Source organism: Gemella haemolysans (assembly GCF_028308085.1).
GTDB classification, from domain to species: Bacteria; Bacillota; Bacilli; order Staphylococcales; family Gemellaceae; genus Gemella; species Gemella haemolysans_D.
In genome coordinates this window covers 1-17,435 of record NZ_JAQMFS010000112.1, presented here as the reverse complement: position 1 = coordinate 17,435, position 17,435 = coordinate 1, and the positions used below count along the sequence as shown (strand labels likewise).

General features: G+C 30.0%; 19 protein-coding genes and 1 other annotated feature. Of the genes, 17 read left to right on the top strand and 2 right to left on the bottom strand.

Annotated elements, in window-relative coordinates; translation table 11 throughout:
* Nucleotides 1-131: 131 nt before the first annotated feature.
* Nucleotides 132-491, top strand: a complete 360-nt coding sequence (locus PNO30_RS08765; protein ID WP_003147127.1) for a truncated hemoglobin — start codon at nt 132-134, stop codon at nt 489-491.
* A 54-nt stretch (nt 492-545) separates the two neighbouring features.
* On the opposite strand, the gene PNO30_RS08995 is transcribed toward PNO30_RS08765, so the two are convergent.
* On the bottom strand, nt 546-1,094 hold the full coding sequence (locus PNO30_RS08995; RefSeq protein WP_371465629.1) for a TetR/AcrR family transcriptional regulator: 549 nt from the start codon (nt 1,092-1,094) through the stop codon (nt 546-548).
* A gap of 396 nt (nt 1,095-1,490) precedes the next feature.
* Here PNO30_RS08995 and PNO30_RS08755 point away from each other — a divergent pair, with 396 nt between their 5' ends.
* The 16 genes from PNO30_RS08755 (at nt 1,491) to PNO30_RS08680 (ending at nt 15,888) form a co-directional block, all read left to right on the top strand.
* Complete coding sequence (locus PNO30_RS08755) at nt 1,491-2,267, top strand: phosphatidylserine decarboxylase (RefSeq protein ID WP_271965874.1); 777 nt, start codon at nt 1,491-1,493, stop codon at nt 2,265-2,267.
* 17 nt (nt 2,268-2,284) lie between these two features.
* A complete protein-coding gene (locus PNO30_RS08750) occupies nt 2,285-2,860 on the top strand; it encodes a YqeG family HAD IIIA-type phosphatase (protein ID WP_271965873.1) in 576 nt (191 codons plus the stop codon).
* Nucleotides 2,853-3,971 carry a ribosome biogenesis GTPase YqeH gene (gene yqeH, locus PNO30_RS08745; protein ID WP_271965872.1) on the top strand — a complete coding sequence of 373 codons (1,119 nt, stop codon included), beginning with the start codon at nt 2,853-2,855 and terminating at the stop codon, nt 3,969-3,971. The genes PNO30_RS08750 and yqeH overlap by 8 nt, the downstream gene beginning before the upstream one ends.
* 20 nt (nt 3,972-3,991) lie before the next feature.
* Entirely contained in the window at nt 3,992-4,291 is a 300-nt protein-coding gene (gene yhbY / locus PNO30_RS08740; RefSeq protein ID WP_003147122.1) for a ribosome assembly RNA-binding protein YhbY, read from the top strand.
* Between the two features lies 1 nt (nt 4,292).
* A complete protein-coding gene (nadD, locus tag PNO30_RS08735; protein ID WP_271988130.1) occupies nt 4,293-4,901 on the top strand; it encodes a nicotinate (nicotinamide) nucleotide adenylyltransferase in 609 nt (202 codons plus the stop codon).
* A complete protein-coding gene (yqeK, locus tag PNO30_RS08730; protein WP_271965870.1) occupies nt 4,876-5,745 on the top strand; it encodes a bis(5'-nucleosyl)-tetraphosphatase (symmetrical) YqeK in 870 nt (289 codons plus the stop codon). The genes nadD and yqeK overlap by 26 nt, the downstream gene beginning before the upstream one ends.
* Nucleotides 5,746-5,760: 15 nt before the next feature.
* Nucleotides 5,761-6,099 (top strand): ribosome silencing factor, encoded by a 339-nt coding sequence (gene rsfS / locus PNO30_RS08725; protein ID WP_204643909.1) that lies wholly within the window; start codon nt 5,761-5,763, stop codon nt 6,097-6,099.
* A 1-nt stretch (nt 6,100) separates the two neighbouring features.
* A complete protein-coding gene (locus PNO30_RS08720) occupies nt 6,101-6,820 on the top strand; it encodes a class I SAM-dependent DNA methyltransferase (RefSeq protein WP_271965868.1) in 720 nt (239 codons plus the stop codon).
* A 1-nt stretch (nt 6,821) separates the two neighbouring features.
* Nucleotides 6,822-7,457: a GyrI-like domain-containing protein gene (locus PNO30_RS08715; protein WP_271988128.1), complete on the top strand. Its 636-nt coding sequence runs from the start codon at nt 6,822-6,824 to the stop codon at nt 7,455-7,457.
* A 105-nt stretch (nt 7,458-7,562) separates the two neighbouring features.
* The gene (locus tag PNO30_RS08710) at nt 7,563-7,997 is read left to right on the top strand and encodes a CopY/TcrY family copper transport repressor (RefSeq protein WP_271965866.1); all 435 of its coding nucleotides are present in this window, start codon (nt 7,563-7,565) and stop codon (nt 7,995-7,997) included.
* Nucleotides 7,998-8,011: 14 nt separating this feature from the next.
* Nucleotides 8,012-8,785, top strand: a complete 774-nt coding sequence (locus PNO30_RS08705; RefSeq protein WP_271988126.1) for an SDR family NAD(P)-dependent oxidoreductase — start codon at nt 8,012-8,014, stop codon at nt 8,783-8,785.
* Between the two features lie 196 nt (nt 8,786-8,981).
* Complete coding sequence (nt5e, locus tag PNO30_RS08700) at nt 8,982-11,129, top strand: cell surface ecto-5'-nucleotidase Nt5e (protein WP_271988124.1); 2,148 nt, start codon at nt 8,982-8,984, stop codon at nt 11,127-11,129.
* Nucleotides 11,130-11,292: 163 nt separating this feature from the next.
* Nucleotides 11,293-11,546: a binding site (T-box leader), on the top strand.
* A 379-nt stretch (nt 11,547-11,925) separates the two neighbouring features.
* Nucleotides 11,926-13,668, top strand: coding sequence for a 2-oxoacid:acceptor oxidoreductase subunit alpha (locus tag PNO30_RS08695; protein WP_271965864.1), 1,743 nt, complete (start codon nt 11,926-11,928; stop codon nt 13,666-13,668).
* A 1-nt stretch (nt 13,669) separates the two neighbouring features.
* The gene (locus PNO30_RS08690) at nt 13,670-14,542 is read left to right on the top strand and encodes a 2-oxoacid:ferredoxin oxidoreductase subunit beta (RefSeq protein ID WP_003147040.1); all 873 of its coding nucleotides are present in this window, start codon (nt 13,670-13,672) and stop codon (nt 14,540-14,542) included.
* 10 nt (nt 14,543-14,552) lie between these two features.
* Nucleotides 14,553-14,822, top strand: a complete 270-nt coding sequence (locus tag PNO30_RS08685) for a hypothetical protein (protein WP_271988122.1) — start codon at nt 14,553-14,555, stop codon at nt 14,820-14,822.
* A gap of 4 nt (nt 14,823-14,826) precedes the next feature.
* Entirely contained in the window at nt 14,827-15,888 is a 1,062-nt protein-coding gene (locus PNO30_RS08680; RefSeq protein WP_271965862.1) for a M42 family metallopeptidase, read from the top strand.
* 38 nt (nt 15,889-15,926) lie between these two features.
* On the opposite strand, the gene PNO30_RS08675 is transcribed toward PNO30_RS08680, so the two are convergent.
* Nucleotides 15,927-17,213, bottom strand: coding sequence for an FtsW/RodA/SpoVE family cell cycle protein (locus PNO30_RS08675; protein ID WP_271988120.1), 1,287 nt, complete (start codon nt 17,211-17,213; stop codon nt 15,927-15,929).
* Nucleotides 17,214-17,435 lie beyond the last annotated feature (222 nt).

The window sequence follows — 17,435 nt, the reverse complement described above, 5'->3', positions numbered from 1 at the left end:
TATAGATATATCTGTCGTATTCAAAAAAATCTAGCTCAATTATCATTTTAATTGAAAAAATTTCTTATATGTAGTTTAATATAAATAAGGACAAAAAGTGAAAAAAATATGTACAAATTGTGGAGGTAATTATGAACCTATACGAAAAAATAGGAGAAGAAAAAATTGATGAGTTAGTTATACACATGTATGACGATATTATTCCTAATGATGATAGAATAAATATTTTGTTTAATGATGGATTTGAGAAAATAAAAGTGGAACAAAAAAAATTCTTTAGATTATTTTTAGGTGAACCAGGTCATTCAGTGTTTGCAACACCGGATCTTAGAAAAAAACATATGAAACTACCAATTTCAATAAAAGAAGCAAAATATTGGTTGGAAGATTTTGAATTAGCTTTGGATAGATTAGACATAGATCCAGCTATAAAGAAATTTGTAAGTCAAAAGATTAACTCATTAACGATGCAGATGATTAATACAATTTAATAAACTAAAGAACCTTCTTTATTGATAATTTAATTCAATAAAGAAGGTTTTTTGTTATGCGACAACTTCGTCTTCATCTGATCTAGAGAATATTTCTCTAAGTGTTTCAGGAGAAGAGGTAGAAACAAATTTTATTGATGATTTTATATTGAATAGGAATGCTTCATCTTTATGAATTCTATTAGCAGTTAGTGCTCCTTGAATACTAGTGAATAACCATTCGCTAACAGGGTTACAAACATCTTCCGGTAGATTTCTATCAAATAAACCGTCAGCAAGTAGTAAACGCCAATTTTCAAGAATATCACTACATTTTTCAGCGATTATTGGAGAAAGTTCTGCAGTCTCCATCGCTAATAATGTAAGTGAAAAACCACTACGTTTACAAGCTTTACCTTTTGATATAAAAAGATCAAAAACAGCTGTTAAATACTCCTCTAAAGTCCCTAATTTTGGAGAAATTGTTTTAAATTCTTTTTTTACATTACTGTTGATTTTATCTAATGCTTCTAGATAAATTTCATCTTTTCCTTTTGGAAAATAGTAGTATACGCTTCCCTTAGGGGCTTTAGCTTTTTTAATTATATCCTGAACACTTGTCAGAGAATAGCCCTTAGTTCAAACGTTTTGGACAGTTGTTAAAATAATGTTTTCTTTAACTTTATTGTTTAACGTCATGTCATTCACTCCCTTGTTTTATTATTATAATTTTATTATACAATTTTATGTTGTTAAAATCAATAATATATAATAAAAATTTTCTACTTAACCTGAATATATAGATACTGAATTAAAAGCAGTGTTAACGTGTAACATTCGAAATAGTTTATGATTTTAAATTTATGAAAATATAAGAATATGATGTAATAATAATTATTATTTAAAAAAATAAATTTTAAGAGATAATTTTGATATATTTTTAGCTTTTTTCTTTGCAATATTTGTATTTAAACAACTTTTATAGTAAAATATAGAATGATATTCAATAAGGAGACGGGTATGTTAAAAAAGAAAATGTTTCAACTTTGTGTTGAATTAACTAATGGAAATATGAGTTCTAAAGCTCTGAAAAAATTAACAAAATCTAATCTAAGTCGATTAATGATTCAACCTTTTGCTAAGGTATATGATATTAATACTGATGAAATTTTAGATGAAATTGATGATTTTAAAAATTTAAATGAATTTTTTATTAGAAAGTTACGCCCAGATGCTCGACCAATCAATCAAGATGAAAATTCACTTGTAAGTCCAACGGATGGTGTTATTTCTGAAGTAGGTGTTATTTCTGAAGACAGCACATTTGTTGTGAAGAATCAAGTCTATAACGTTCAAACATTGGTTGGAGATAGTGAGTTAGCTGATAAATATAAAGATGGTACATACATGATAATATATCTTAGTCCGAAGAATTATCACCGTATTCATTTCCCGATGAATTGCCAAGTAAAGGATGCTTATAGTCTTGGTAAATATTCATATCCAGTTAATAATCTTGGACTAGAATTAGGAGATAATATACTAAGTTATAACTACAGACAAGTGTATAAGTTAAGTGGGAAAATCAATTACACACTAATACCTGTAGGAGCTCAAAATGTTAACTCAATTATTCCTACATATGAGAGTATTTATGTGAAAAAAGGTGAAGAGTTAGGTTACTTTGAGTTTGGTTCAACGGTAGTATTACTGTTTGAAAAAGATAACATAATCTTAGAGGAAAACTTAGAGAATAAAGAAATCAAGATGGGAGAGAAAATAGCAACTATTTTATAGGCTATTGTGTAGAAAAAATGGTACTAAAAAGATATTTTTCACCTGATGATTTTGTAGAAAAGTATGAGTTTATTGATGTTGAGTATATGAATATGCACAGCAAAAAAGTTATTATTTCAGATTTAGATAATACCTTAATATCATGGGATAGTAAGAAAGATACTAAAGAATTGAATAAATGGCTAAAGAAGATGAAAAAAGCTGGTTTCGATATTATTGTTGTATCTAATAATACTGAAGAACGAGTTGAAGAGTTTTGTAAAAAATTAAATCTTCAATATGTTGCAGGTGCAAAGAAACCTTTAACTATAGGTTTTAAAAGAGCACTTAAAAAATTAAATAGAAAACCAGAAGAAGCGATTATTTTAGGGGATCAAGTTTTAACTGACGTATTAGGAGCAAAAAGTTTTGGAGCTATGAGTGTACTAGTTAAGCCAATTTCAAAGACAGATGCTTTTAAAACTAGAATTAATAGATTTTTTGAAGCATTGATTATCCATAATTTAACTAGAAGAAAAGCATTCCCTAAAATGAAAAAAGTGGGCTATAGATTAAAACATAAGAAAGAAAAAAATGGAGGCCATATTGAGTAATAAAGTTTATTGTATAGGTTGTGGTGTTGAAATTCAAAGTGAAGATCAAAATAAACAAGGATATTTACCAAAAAGTGTTGTAGAAAAAAGCGTTGATGGTAATCTTGTTTGTAAAAGATGTTTCAGATTGAAAAATTATAATGAAGTATCTGATGTTCAACTAGGAGCTGAGGATTTCTATCAACTTATCAAAACATTATCGAAAAAAGATGCATTAATAGTAAAAGTTGTAGATATCTTTGATTTTTCTGGAAGCTGGATTGAAGATGTGGTTGATATTGTAGGAAATAATAAAGATATTGTCCTAGTAGCTAATAAACTAGACTTATTGCCGAAATCAGTTAAACAAAACAAGGTGAAACAATGGTTGTTTAAGATGCTTAAGGCGAAAGGGATTAAAGTAAAAGATATTCTTCTAATTAGTGCAATAAAAAATCAAGGTGTTGAAGAAGCTGCTAGTCGTATAGATGAGCTTCGTAATGGTAAGGACGTATATATCGTAGGTGCGACAAATGTTGGTAAATCTACATTTATTAACAAACTTATTGAACTTACAACTGGGGATAAAAATGTTATTACAACATCTCACTTCCCTGGAACAACACTTGGAATGATTGAGATACCTTTAGATAGAGCTACTAGTATTTATGATACACCTGGTATCATATTAGATTACGATATTGCTCATTATCTAGATGCTCAAAGTTTAAAATTAGTAATGCCTAAAAAGGAGATTAAAGCTCGTGTATTTCAATTGAATGCTGAGCAAAGTCTATTCTTCGGTGGTATGGCTAGAATGGACTTTGTAGAAGGTGAGCGTCAAAGTTTCACTTTATATGCGTCTAATTTAGTAGAAATTCATCGTACAAAACTTAGTAATGCAGATGCATTATTTGAAAAACATTTAGGAACGTTATTGAAACCACCATTTGAAGATAATATTTCAATATTCAATAATCAAGTTAAGAAAAGTTTCACTATTGATAGTAGAAAGATGGACATTGTAATTTCTGGATTAGGTTGGATTACGGTTAATAGTGATAGTGGTTGTAAGATAGATATACATGTACCAGAAGAAATCGAAGTATTCGTACGTGAATCTATAATATAATATTAAGAAAAGAGGATAAGATGTTAAAAGGAAAACAAAAAAGACAATTAAGAGCATTAGCACATCACTTATCACCGATTTTCCAAGTTGGAAAATCAGGTGTGAATAGTGATATGATCCAAGGAATTAGAGATGCGTTAGAAAAACGTGAATTATTAAAAGTTAGTATTTTACAAAACTGTGAAGAAGATAAAGATGAAGTAGCAAAAATTTTATCTGAACGTACTTCATCTGAATTAGTTCAAGTGATTGGACACACAATTGTATTATACAAACAAAGCTCTAAGGAAAAGTATAGAAAAATAGAGTTGGTGAAGTAAAATGTCAATTGCACTTTATGGAGGTAGTTTTGATCCAATACATATTGGGCATTTAATTACGGCCGAAAATGCATTAGAAACTTATAATTTAGAAAAAATTATCTTTATACCATCGTATATTACACCTTTAAAAGGCCGAGAATTAGAGGCTAGTGATAAGAATAGATTTGAGATGACGAAACTAAGTACAAAAGATAATTTCAAGTTTGAAGTTAGTGATTATGAAATCTCAAATGAAGGTGTAAGTTATAGTTATAATACTGTTAAGTATTTTAGTGAATTATATAAAAATGAAAAAATCTATTTTATTATTGGAACAGATAGAGCGAAAGATTTAAAAAGATGGTATAATATAAAAGAACTATCTAAACTTGTAACATTTATTTTCGTAGCACGAGACGAAGAGGATTTGTATGAGGTAGTAAATGGAGATGTATTTTATAAATCTATAAGTTATGAGATAATGAAGTCTCCAATAATAGAGATAAGTTCTAGTTTGATTAGAGATAATTTAAAAAATAAGAAAAGTATTAAATATATGATCACTGATGAATGTAGGTCATATATAGAGGAGTTGAGTTTATATGGAATATCAAGAAATTCAAAATAGAGTAAAAGAAATATTACCAGAAAAAAGATACGAACACACTTTAAGAGTTGTGGAAGTGGCGAAACATTTAGCAGAGATTCATGGAGCAAGTGTAGAAAGAGCAGCATTAGCAGCTTTAGTTCATGATGTTTGTAAACCTATGGATGAAGTATTAATGAAAAAATATGTAATTTTACATAATTTAGATGTTAATTTATTAGATTATCCTGTAGAGGTTCTTCATGGACCAGTAGCAAGTGCATATATCGAAGAAGAATTTGGTGTTGCAGATGAGGAGGTTAAGCTTGCTGTTGCAAACCATACTTTCGGTAGAAAGCACATGACGTTATTAGAAAAAATAATCTTTATCTCTGATTATACAGATCCACAAAGAAAACACCCGCATTTAGCTGAGGTGACTGAAGTATCTCAATATGATCTTGATGAAGCGGTTAGACTTGCGGCAAAATACACATTGGTTTACTTAATTGACAATGATGAAAGAATTTATCCTTCATTATTAGAATGTTATAACTACTATAATATTAAAAATTATCGTGTTGGATTTAAAGAAAAAAATAAAGACAAAATCTTAACAGATGAAAAAACAATCACTATCAGAAATAAAAGTGAAGCTCATTTCAAGAAAGGTGATTTATTAGAAGCTACAACTTATGAAGATCCAGATACAGTTTTTGCTACATTAGAAGTTGATTTAGTTAAACCTGTGACAAGAGAAACATTAACAGAGCGTTACGCTAAATATTATGGAGTTACTCTAGATGAGTTAATCGAAAAACTTGCGAAAAGATATCCAGAAGATGACGTATTGTATGTAGTAATGTTCCATATTATAAAGAAATAAAGAAAGAGGATGAAAATGGAAGTAGAAAACTTATTAAAAATTGTTGTAGATGCATGTGACGATAAGCACGGATATGATATTGTTGCTTATGATTTAACACAAGCAGGAGTATTATATGATTATTCTGTAATCTGTCATGCACCTACAAATAGACAAGTAGAAGCAATTGCACAAGAAGTTAGAGAACAAGTATTAGAAAATGGTGGAGAAATTCATAGCACAGAAGGTCTAAGAGAAGCTAAATGGGTTCTTATGGACTTAGGAGATGTTGTAGTTAATATTATGACACGAGATGACAGAGAATACTATGAATTAGATTCATTATTTGAAAAATACCCTATCAAAGGTGTCTAATATGTATGAGAATTTAAGTATTGTTTATGATAAACTAATGGATGTCGACTACGATGCTTATAAAAATATTATTAATCAAGAATTAGAAGATAGAAAAAATCTTCTAGTTCTTGATTTAGGTTGTGGTAGTGGAACAATGCTACCAACGCTGAAAAAATATGGAGAAATATTCGCAGTAGATAATAGTGAACAAATGTTAGCGATAGCGAGTGAAAAAGTTTCTGGATGTAATTATTTTGCGATGGATTTATTAGAAATTTCATCGTTAAATATAGAATTTGATTTTATTTTAAGTGCATTTGATGTATTTAATTATTTATCAGATTTTGAGGAATTTAAATTAGGATTAAAAGAAGTATATTCATCTCTAAAAGAAGGTGGAAAATTTATTTTTGATATTCATACACCTAAAAAAATTACTGATATGTTGGAAAAACAAGTTTTTGGTTATGAAGATGAAGATATAAGTTATCTATGGTTTACATATGAAACAGAAAATTCGTTAGAGGTGGAAAGTGAGCTGTCATTCTTTATTAAAGAAAAGAATGGTTTATATAGAAAGCTTGAACAGTTTCATTCACAAAGAACTTATGAAATAAATGATGTCCTTGGAGAAATTCAAAATACTGGATTTAAAGTGAAAGATTATTTCTGTGATTTTGATAAGAATAATAAAAATTATTCTGAATCAGATCGAATAATCTTTATTTTGAAGAAATAAAATGGCAGTAGATTTCAAAAAAACACTTAAGCATTTATATGCACCTAAAAATAAACCTTGTATAGTAAATGTGGATAAGGCTAATTATATAGCAGTTAGAGGGAGTGGGGATCCCAATGATGGGGATAGTGAGTATAAGCAATCAATAAGTCTATTGTATCCTGTAGCGTATACTATAAAGATGAGTAAAAAAGGAGAATATGAAATCCCTAATTACTTTGATTTTGTGGTACCACCATTAGAAGGGTTTTGGTGGCAGGAAGGAATAGATGGTGTTGATTATAGTAATAAACGAAATTTTAAGTTTATTTCGTTAATACGTATGCCAGATTTTGTTACAAAAGAAGTATTTGAGTGGGCTATTAAGCAAGTAACGGAAAAGAAAAAAGAAGATTTCTCAAAGGTTAAATTTTTTAGCTATGATGAAGGAACTTGTGTTCAATGTATGCATATAGGACCATATGATTCAGAGCCAGAGACTGTTACTAAGATGCATGAATATATGATTTCTGAAGGTTATGAGTTAGATATAAATGAGACCAGATATCATCATGAAATTTATATTTCAGATGTGAGGAAAACAGTGCCGGAGAAACTTAAAACAGTAATAAGACATCCAATTAAGAAAAAATCTTAAACTTGATTTTAGCAATGCTAAGATCAAGTTTTTTATGAATTGACATTATATGTTTAACATAGTATTATAGTTACAGATGTAACTGAGAAAAAAGGATGAATAGAAATGGATATTAATATTTCAGAAGCTGAATGGGAAGTAATGCGAGTAGTTTGGAACAATAAAGAAACTACAAGTAAATTTGTAATAGATACTCTAGGTGAAAAAAAGTCTTGGACTCCTTCAACTATTAAAACTTTACTCTCAAGGTTAGTAGAAAAAGGATTTTTAGAAACAAGAAAACAAGGCAACAAATTTCTATATTCAGCAAAATGTGTAGAGGATGAGTGTTTAGAGATATTAACACAGAACTTTTTAGAAAGAATTTGTGAAAGAAGAACACATATTATCGTTAAGAATATAATCGAAACAGATAATTTAAGTAAAAGTAATATTGATGAAATTATAGAATTACTACAAGAAAAAAGAAAAACTGCAGCTGAAGTTATTACCTGTAAATGTCTAAAAGGACAATGTAGTTGTGCTGCAAAACATGGTTAAAAGAGGGATGTAAAATGGAAACTGGTAAACAAAAAATACTAATCACAGGAGCTTCAAGTGGCTTAGGTCGTGAATTAGCTCATCAATTCGCACAAAAAGGAAATGTGGAGTTGATATTAGTTGCCCGTAGAAAAGAAGCATTAGAAAAAGTCGCTAAAAAATGTAGTTCGTTTGAAAATGTTAAAACTAGAGTTTATAGTGTTGATATAGGTTCACAAGATCAAGTAGAAAAATTACTTTCGTCTATAAATGATATTGATATTCTCATCAATGGTGCTGGGTATGGTATTATGAAAGACTTTAGTGAATTTAGTGATGCTGAAGTAGTTAATATGTTTGATACAAATGTAATCGGAACTATTCAATTAACTACAGAAATAGCTAAGAGAATGAGAGAAAAAAAATCAGGAACAATAGTTACTATTGCTTCATTAGCTGGTAAGATTGCTACGCCAAAAAGTTCTGTATATTCAGCGACTAAATTTGCTTTAATTGGATACTTCAATTCTTTACGTTTAGAACTGAAGAAAGATAATGTTCATGTTATGACTGTGAATCCAGGGCCTGTAGCAACTAATTTTTTTAATATAGCTGACGAAGATAAGAGTTATCAGAAGGCGATGGGTGGTAAAACATTAACACCTAAACTTGTTGTTACAAAAATAATAAAAGGAATAGAAACAAAAAAACGTGAGGTAAACTTACCGTTTAAATTAGTTGTAGGTGTTAAAATTAGTCAGTTATTCCCAAGGTTAAGTGATCGAATTTTAGCGAATATGTTTAAATAACAAAGAATAAATGAAAATCAAGGTTAGAAGAATCTAATCTTGATTTTTAATTTTACTCTAATGTTTCAATTTTGGAAAAATACGTTTTTTAATCGTTATCATCGTTTCTTTCTGAATTTTATATTGAAAAACTCGTATATTTATGATATTATGTAAATTATAAATTACAAATATGAAAGTGAGAAAAAAAGTTATTATGAAGAAAAAAAATTACACTTTAGCATCAGCTACAATAGTAGGATTAGCAATTGCAACTTCAGGAGGAGCTGCTTTAGCAAATTCAGATGATACAACTCCATCGTCAGCAACAACTACACAGCCAACAGCACCAGAATCAACTAATTCAACAACTTCAGCGCCAAAAGCAGCAGCTGAAAAAGATTTAGTATTAGTTCATACTAATGATGTTCATGGGCGTATCGTAGAAGAAAAAGGTCGTGATAAAATTACATCAGTTGTTGGGGATGCAAAATTAGCTACAGTAATTGAAAATGAACGTGCTAAAAAAGATCAAACAACAGTAGTAGTAGATGCAGGAGATGCATTCCAAGGGTTACCTATTTCTAACTCAACTAAAGGGGAAGCTCGTGCAGAAATTCTAAACAAAATGAATTACGACGCTATGGCTGTAGGTAACCACGAATTTGACTTTGGTTTAGATGAAGCTAAAAAGTATAAACAAATTTTAAAATTCCCATTACTTAGCTCAAACACTTATGTAAATGGAGCACGTTTATTCGAAGCTTCAACAATTGTTGATAAAGATAAAACAGTTAAAGGTGACGAGGTTGTTGTTATTGGGGTAACAACACCAGAAACTGCTACAAAAACACACCCTAAAAATGTACAAGGGGTAACATTTAAAGACCCTATTCCAGAGGTGCTAAATGTAGTTAAAGAAATTCAAGCTAAAGCAAAAGCTACTGGTGATGATTATAAAACGTATGTTGTTTTAGCCCACCTTGGAGTAGATACAACAACTCCAAGCGAATGGAGAGGTTCTACTCTTGCTGATGAACTTTCTAAGAGTCCGTTATTAAAAGGAAAACGTGTAGTGGTAATTGATGGACACTCTCATACTGTAGAATCAAAAACATATGGAGATAATGTTACTTATAACCAAACAGGAAGCTACTTAAACAACATTGGTAAAGTTACATTGAAACCAAATAGTTTACTAGGAACACCAAGTCTAATTAAATCTTCAGAAACTACTAATGTGACTCCAAATGCTGAAGTTAAAGAGTTAGTTGATAAAATTAAAGCGAAATACGATGCAGAAAATGCTGTTGTAGTAGTGAAAAATAGTCCAGTTGAATTAAGTGGTACTCGTGAAAATGTTCGTGTTCGTGAAACCAACTTAGGAAACGTAGTAGCTGATTCACTTTATGAGTATGGTCAAACAGGATTTAAAAATAAAGCAGATATCGCAGTAACAAACGGTGGTGGTTTACGTGAAACTATCGCTAAAGACAAACCTATTACAAAAGGTAGCGTAATTGCAGTTCTTCCATTTGGTAATACAATTTCTCAAATTAGTGTTACTGGTAAAGACGTATTAGCTATGTTTGAAAAATCTTTAGGATCTATTTTACAAGTTGACAAAGATGGTAAAACTGTTTTAGATGAAAATGGACAACCGTTATTAGAACCAAGTGGAGGTTTCTTACATGTATCAGGAGCTAAAGTATACTACGATACAAACTTACCTTCAGGTAAACGTATATTACGTGTAGAAGTTAAAAATCATGATACAGGTGCCTACGATAAATTAGATCTAGCTAAAACATACTACCTAACTACAAATGATTTCTTAGCAGCAGGAGGAGATGGATATACTATGTTAGGTGGAGCACGTGAAGAAGGGCCATCTATGGATGAGGCGTTCAAAAATTATTTAGAAAAAGCAGATTTAACTAAATATGCTGTAGTAAATCCAAATTCACGTACAATTTCTGTAGATTCAAAAACTTACAAATTCGAAGAAGAAAAAGCAGAACAATATAAAGAAGATAATTCATATACTGGAAATGGAGGTTCAGGAGCTGATCAAGGAGAACAAGTAACTAAAGAAGAAGGAGTAACTTCAGGGAAAGTAGAACAAAATGGTAATAATGAACAACGTAAAGTTGAAAATGTTGAAAACAAAGGTGAAGAAGCTAAATCAGAATCTAAAGAAACTGGTGTTAAATTACCAACTAATGCAACTAGCAAACAAGTTGTAGAAAATAGTAAAGAAAATAAACTACCTAACACTGGTATGAATACAACTAGCACAACTGCGCTAGGATTAAGCTTAATTGCTTTAGTTGGAGCTGCTGTTAGACGTAAACTTTCTGAATAATTAAGTTAATTAGATTATAAAAAAATTTAAAGAGTATGGACATTTTCTGTACTCTTTAATTTTTGATGTTCTATAGTATATGTCTATAATAATTATTAAAAGTGTATGGTAAAAAAATATTGACAAGGATTTCTTAACTTGATATACTTAAAACACAATAAAAAATTACACTTTGAAAAGAAGAGTAGTAGTTGATGTTTGCTTAGAGAGTCTCGGTAGGTGAAAGGAGATCAAAGATGATACTATGAAGATGGTCTTTTCGTGTTAGTAGTTGAATAATTAAACTATTACGGGATAGCCCGATATAGCTAATGGTATAAAAATAAGATTTAAATTTTGTTTTAGTACTTTATGAGTTAGTATTTGTGAGAATACTATAAATCAAGGTGGTAACACGTCAATAGATACGTCCTTGTAGAAGCGAATAACTTCTACAAGGACTTTTTTCTTTGTGTAATATTTGTATTGTAGGATTTTATTATTTTAGTAAATTTTGATGTTGTTAGTATTAATTAGAGAAAAAATATAAAGGAAAAATTATAATAAAAAGTGGTTAGTGAATTATTCAAAAACAATAAACATTAAAAGATTTATTTCTTCCTAAATATTATACAAGTTTTTAAAAATGAAGTTCACTTAAAAAATAACGAAAAATAATGAAATAATAATATTTTTATTAGTTTTTTCATAGTGATAATAGATATTATTAGATGGAAAAATTTTCTTAAATATGATAGAATAAAGTATTGAGAAATCAACGAGTAAATTTCTAATGAAAGAGATTAAAGGAGATTATATGATTAATAAATTAGGATGGAAAATTGGTGGAGAACAAGGTGAAGGTATTGAAAGTACAGCCGAAATATTCTCTACTGTAGTAAATACACTTGGATACCACATGTATTCTACAAGAGACTTTGCGAGTAGAATTAAAGGTGGTCACAGTAACAGTAAAATTTGTATTTCAGAAGAAAAAATAAATGTAATTGATTATAAGACAGATATTCTTATAGCATTCGACCAAGCTACACTGGATAGCTATATTCCAGAATTAGATGAAAATAGTATTATCATTGCGGATGCTAAAATTAAACCGGAAATTTCAGAAGAAATTAAAGGTTTAGTTGCGGTATTCCCAATTACAGAATTAGCTAAAGAAATTGCTAATCCTATTATTAAAAACATAATTACACTTGGAATTTGTTCTTCATTATTAGATATAGATTCAAAACTATTCTACGATATGATTGAAACAAAATTTTCTAGTAAAGGTGAAGAAGTAGTAAATATTAATATCCAAGCCTTTGATAAAGGTCGTGAAATCATGACTGAGTTCATGGATGAAAATGGTATTAAAGATAAGTATTATCTTAAAAAATTAAATCCAACTCATAGAAATATGTGGTTAATCGGTAACCATGCAGCTGGTCTTGGTGCTTTAGCAGCGGGATGTAGAATGTATGCTGGATATCCTATTACACCAGCTACAGAAATCATGGAATATTTATTTGATAAGCTTCCGTTAGTAAATGGAGCATATATTCAAACTGAAGATGAAATTGCGGCATTAGGTGTTGCTATTGGAGCTAACTTCGCGGGAGTACGTGCTATGACAGCCACATCTGGGCCTGGTATTTCACTTATGACTGAGTTCTTAGGAATGGCTGCAATGGCAGAACAACCAGTTGTTATTGTAGATGTTCAAAGGGGTGGTCCTTCTTCAGGGCTTCCAACAAAAACAGAACAATCTGATATTTTCCACGCTGTCTACGGTGGAACTGGAGATGCGTCTCGTATCGTACTAGCTCCAACATCTGTAGAAGATTGTTTCTACACTATGATAGATGCATTTAATATGGCAGAAAAATATCAAACACCAGTTATTGTTTTAATGGATCTACAATTAGGTATGAACAAAGAAACAGTTCCTAACTTTGACTTTAGTAAAGTTCAAATCGATCGTGGTAACTTATTAAAACAAGAAGAAATTACAGAAGAAGATATTATCTACTTCAAACGTTATGCAACTGATGTGTTAGTTTCAAATAGAACTATCCCTGGTCAAAAAGGTGGGATTCATAATGCGAACAGTTATGAACACTCAGTAGTTGGATTACCTTCAGAGGTGAAACGTAATACAAAACGTCAAAAAGAAAAACGTGCTAACAAGATTGAATCAGCTTTAGTTGAAAGACCATTTGTATTAAATGAATACAATGATGAAAAAGATATCTTATTAGTTGGTGTTAACTCAACTTATGGAGTACTGAATAAAGCTGCTAAACAACTAAAAGAACAAGGATTAAAAATTGATACAATGCATATTCGTCAAATTTATCCAGTTGCTCAAGCTGTTCGTGATACATTTGATAAATATAGAAAAATATATATTGTTGAACATAACCATAATAAACAATTACGTACGGTAATTGCTAGTAAGTACCATAATTCAGAAAAAATTAGTAGTTTACTAAAATATGATGGAGATATTTACTATACTCATCAACTTGTTGAACAATTACTAGAGGAGGAGAAATAGTTTGAAAGTAACATTAAAAGATTATAAAAATGATGTTAAGCCCGATTGGTGTGCCGGTTGTGGAGACTTCTCGGTACTTGCGGGTATAAATAGAGCTGTTGTTAACTTAGGGATTAAACCAGAGAACGTTGTAATCTCTGCTGGAATTGGATGTTCTGGTAAAATTAGTGGATACACAAAAGCGTATGGTGTACAAGGATTACACGGACGTTCATTACCAATTGCACAAGGTATTAAATTGGCGAACCAAGATTTAACAGTTTTTGCAATGGGTGGAGATGGTGATGGATATGCCATCGGTATAGGTCATGCTGTTCACGCTATGAAACGTAATGTTAATATGACTTACGTAGTAATGGATAACCAACTTTACGCCTTAACTAAAGGGCAAATGTCTCCTAAGTCTGATGAAGGTTTAGTAACGACTACAACTTTAGAAGGGGTAATGGAAAAACCATTATCAGCGATGAAAATTGCATTATCTTGTGAAGTAACATTCCTAGCACAAGCCTTTACTGGTGATATGAAAGAGATGATGCAGATTTTCGAAGAAGCTGTTAATCACGATGGCTTCTCACTAGTTAACGTATTTAGTCCATGTAAAACTTATAACTACAAAAATACACCGGCTTGGTATAAGGAAAACTTAACTAAACTTTCTGATATCGAAGGTTATGACAATACTAATAAATTAGAAGCGTACAGAGTATTAGAAGAGTACAATGACCTTGTAACAGGGGTAATTTATAAAAATGATAAAAAACCTCATTACGAAGATACTTTACGTAATTATAAACGAGATGAACCAATTGCTCATCAGAATTTAGAATTTAGTGAGGAATTATTTAACTCGTTATGTGATGAGTTCAGATAAGAGGTAAAATATGAAATTTAGAAAAATACTAGTTCCATTAGCAGCAGCTTATGCTGGATATCGTATTTATCAAAAAACAGAGGAACAAGAGTTAGATAATGATCATATAGATAGATGTAGAAATAAACTAATCGCATTAGGTTATGATGTAATTGATAGTTATACATTGAATCTAAAAGAAAATTCATATTTAATGTTTTATTTTGATAACGAAAATATCAAGTACGAAGTTCGATATGATAAAGAAACGGAAATAATAGAGTATATAAAAGAGGTATAAGAAAATGAGTAAATCAATAGAAAGATTCAGAGAATTAACAATGTTAGACGGGACATCAGGATTTGAAAGTGAAATTTCAAAATATTTAGAAGAAAATCTATCTAAATATGCTGATGAGATTAAGTATGATAATCTTGGTGGAATCTATGCTATTAAGAAATCAAAAAAAGAAGATGCCAAAACTGTTATGATTTCAGCGCATATGGATGAAGTTGGGTTCATTGTGACTAAGGTATTGCCAAATGGTATGCTTAAGTTTGAAACGCTTGGTGGTTTTAGAGAAGATGTTCTTTTAGCTCAAACATATACAGTAACTTCATATGAAGGAAAAAAATTCACAGGTGTAATTGGATCTATTCCTAAACACTTTACTGCAGGTGTAGCACAAAATGTAAAAATTAGTGATATGACTATTGATGTTGGTGCTGCATCAAGAGAAGAAGCGTTAGCGATGGGAATTCGTGAAGGTGCTTTTGTTACTCCAAAAACAACTTTTGAACAACTTACTGAACACAGATTTATGAGTAAGGCTGTAGATAATCGTTATGGATGTGTAATTATTACAGAAATCTTAGAAGAATTTGCAGAAAAAGAGTTAGATTTTAATTTAGTAGTATGTGCTACTGTTCAAGAAGAAGTAGGTCTACGTGGTGCAACTATTGCTGCTAATATGATTAAACCAGATGTATGTTTTGTTGTAGACTGTAGTCCAGCAAACGATATGGACGGTAAAGAAACTAGTAATGGTCGTTTAGGACAAGGCTTCTTAGTGAGATTAGTAGATAGAACTATGGTTCTTCGTGCAAATATGAGAGAAAAAATCGTAGCTCTTGCAGAAGAAAATGGAATTAAATATCAATACTTCACTTCACCAGGTGGAACAGATGCTGGTAATATTCACCAAGCTTTAAACGGAGTTCCAACTACTGTAATTGGGATTTGTGCTCGTTATATTCATACTCATAATGCGGTATTTGATATTCGTGATTATTATGCTGCTAAAGCAATATTAGGGAAACTAATTGAGACTATCGATGATAAATTCATTGAAGATGTAAGAAAATAAAAAAATGTGGATAGAAATTTTTTTCTATCCATATTTTTTTATCTTTTTCTTTTACTTCGACGAAATTGTTGAGGTTCTTCCTCATAATATCTATTGTTGTTATTCTCGTATACAGGTTCTAAAGGATCATAATCTTCTTCATATTGAACCGTATCATAATCTTCTTCGTAGTTATCATAGTAGTATTCATCTTCCATATATTCTTCTTGTATTGTCGCATGAATTTTTACTATTATTCCGAATAGAATACTATTTGCAATAAGTGAACTTCCACCGTAACTAATAAACGGCATACTAATACCGATAACTGGAATAATGCTTAGTGTTGAGAATATATTGATGAAAAATGAGAAACAAAAACTACAAATACTAAGAAGAATAAAGTAATAACTATAGTTACCTTGTTCGCATTTTTTCACTATGTTAAATAATCTTAGAATAAAGATGAAGAAGATAAATAAGAATATTGCTGCACCTATAAATCCAAAGTTCTTTGCGATTATAGAGAAAATAAAATCATTAAATTGTTCATCTATATAGTTTTTATTTTTAACGAATGTACCAGTTAAACCACCTAATTTCACCTCATTAAGAACTTGAGTAATCTGGTAAGAATAATCTAATTTATATGCTTCAGGATTTAGCCATGATAGAATACGATTTAGCTGATAAGATTTTAAACCAACTAAGCTAAGTAACCTCGGGAAGTATAAAGCAGCTAGAATAATGATTGCTAATCCAGCAATAACTACTGAATAAATCCTAAAAAGTGTTTTACCTTTGTTGCAAACTAAGAATACTAAACCTAGAAATAAAAAGATGAAAAACAATCCATTTCCTAAGTCATTTTCTTTAGCAACTAGAATAAATGGTATAGAGATTACTAAGGCTAACTTTAAGAGTTTAATTGTATCAGTATTGTCTTTAAAACTCTTTTCTTTAATAAGCATACTAACCATTGCTACAGTAGCTATTTTACCAAATTCTGAAGGTTGTAAGGTAAATATTCTAAAGTTATACCAACTACGAGCACCATTAACAATTGGGGCAAGAGTAGGTGGAACTAAAAATATTCCAACTAAAAGAACCAAAGCAAATAAATAAAATGCTATTGAAAATTTTTCGATATAAGTTATTGGTATCTTTTGCAATAGATATATTATTCCAAAACCAACAGCGTAAAAAACAAATTGTTTTAGAAATAGTGTTGGTGTTTTATTGTTGTTATATTCAGCTAATAGTATAAATAGTAAACTAGAAAAGCTAAATATAAAATAAAATATCAATATTGATAAATTTGTTTTATTTTTTATGAAATTTAACATAAGTCAACTCCTTTGATGTAATTATACAATGAAACTACTTATCTTAAAAATAAATAGTTTATATGTATATTTACTGTTTATCAAAAATATTGCATTCTAAATTTATTTATGTTAGAATGAAAGTATAAAAGAGAGAGCCGTTTGCACTGACTTTACTAATAATTTCTTAACTCACTACGTTCGTAGAAATTATAGTAGTCGTAGTATAAATTATTCGTAATA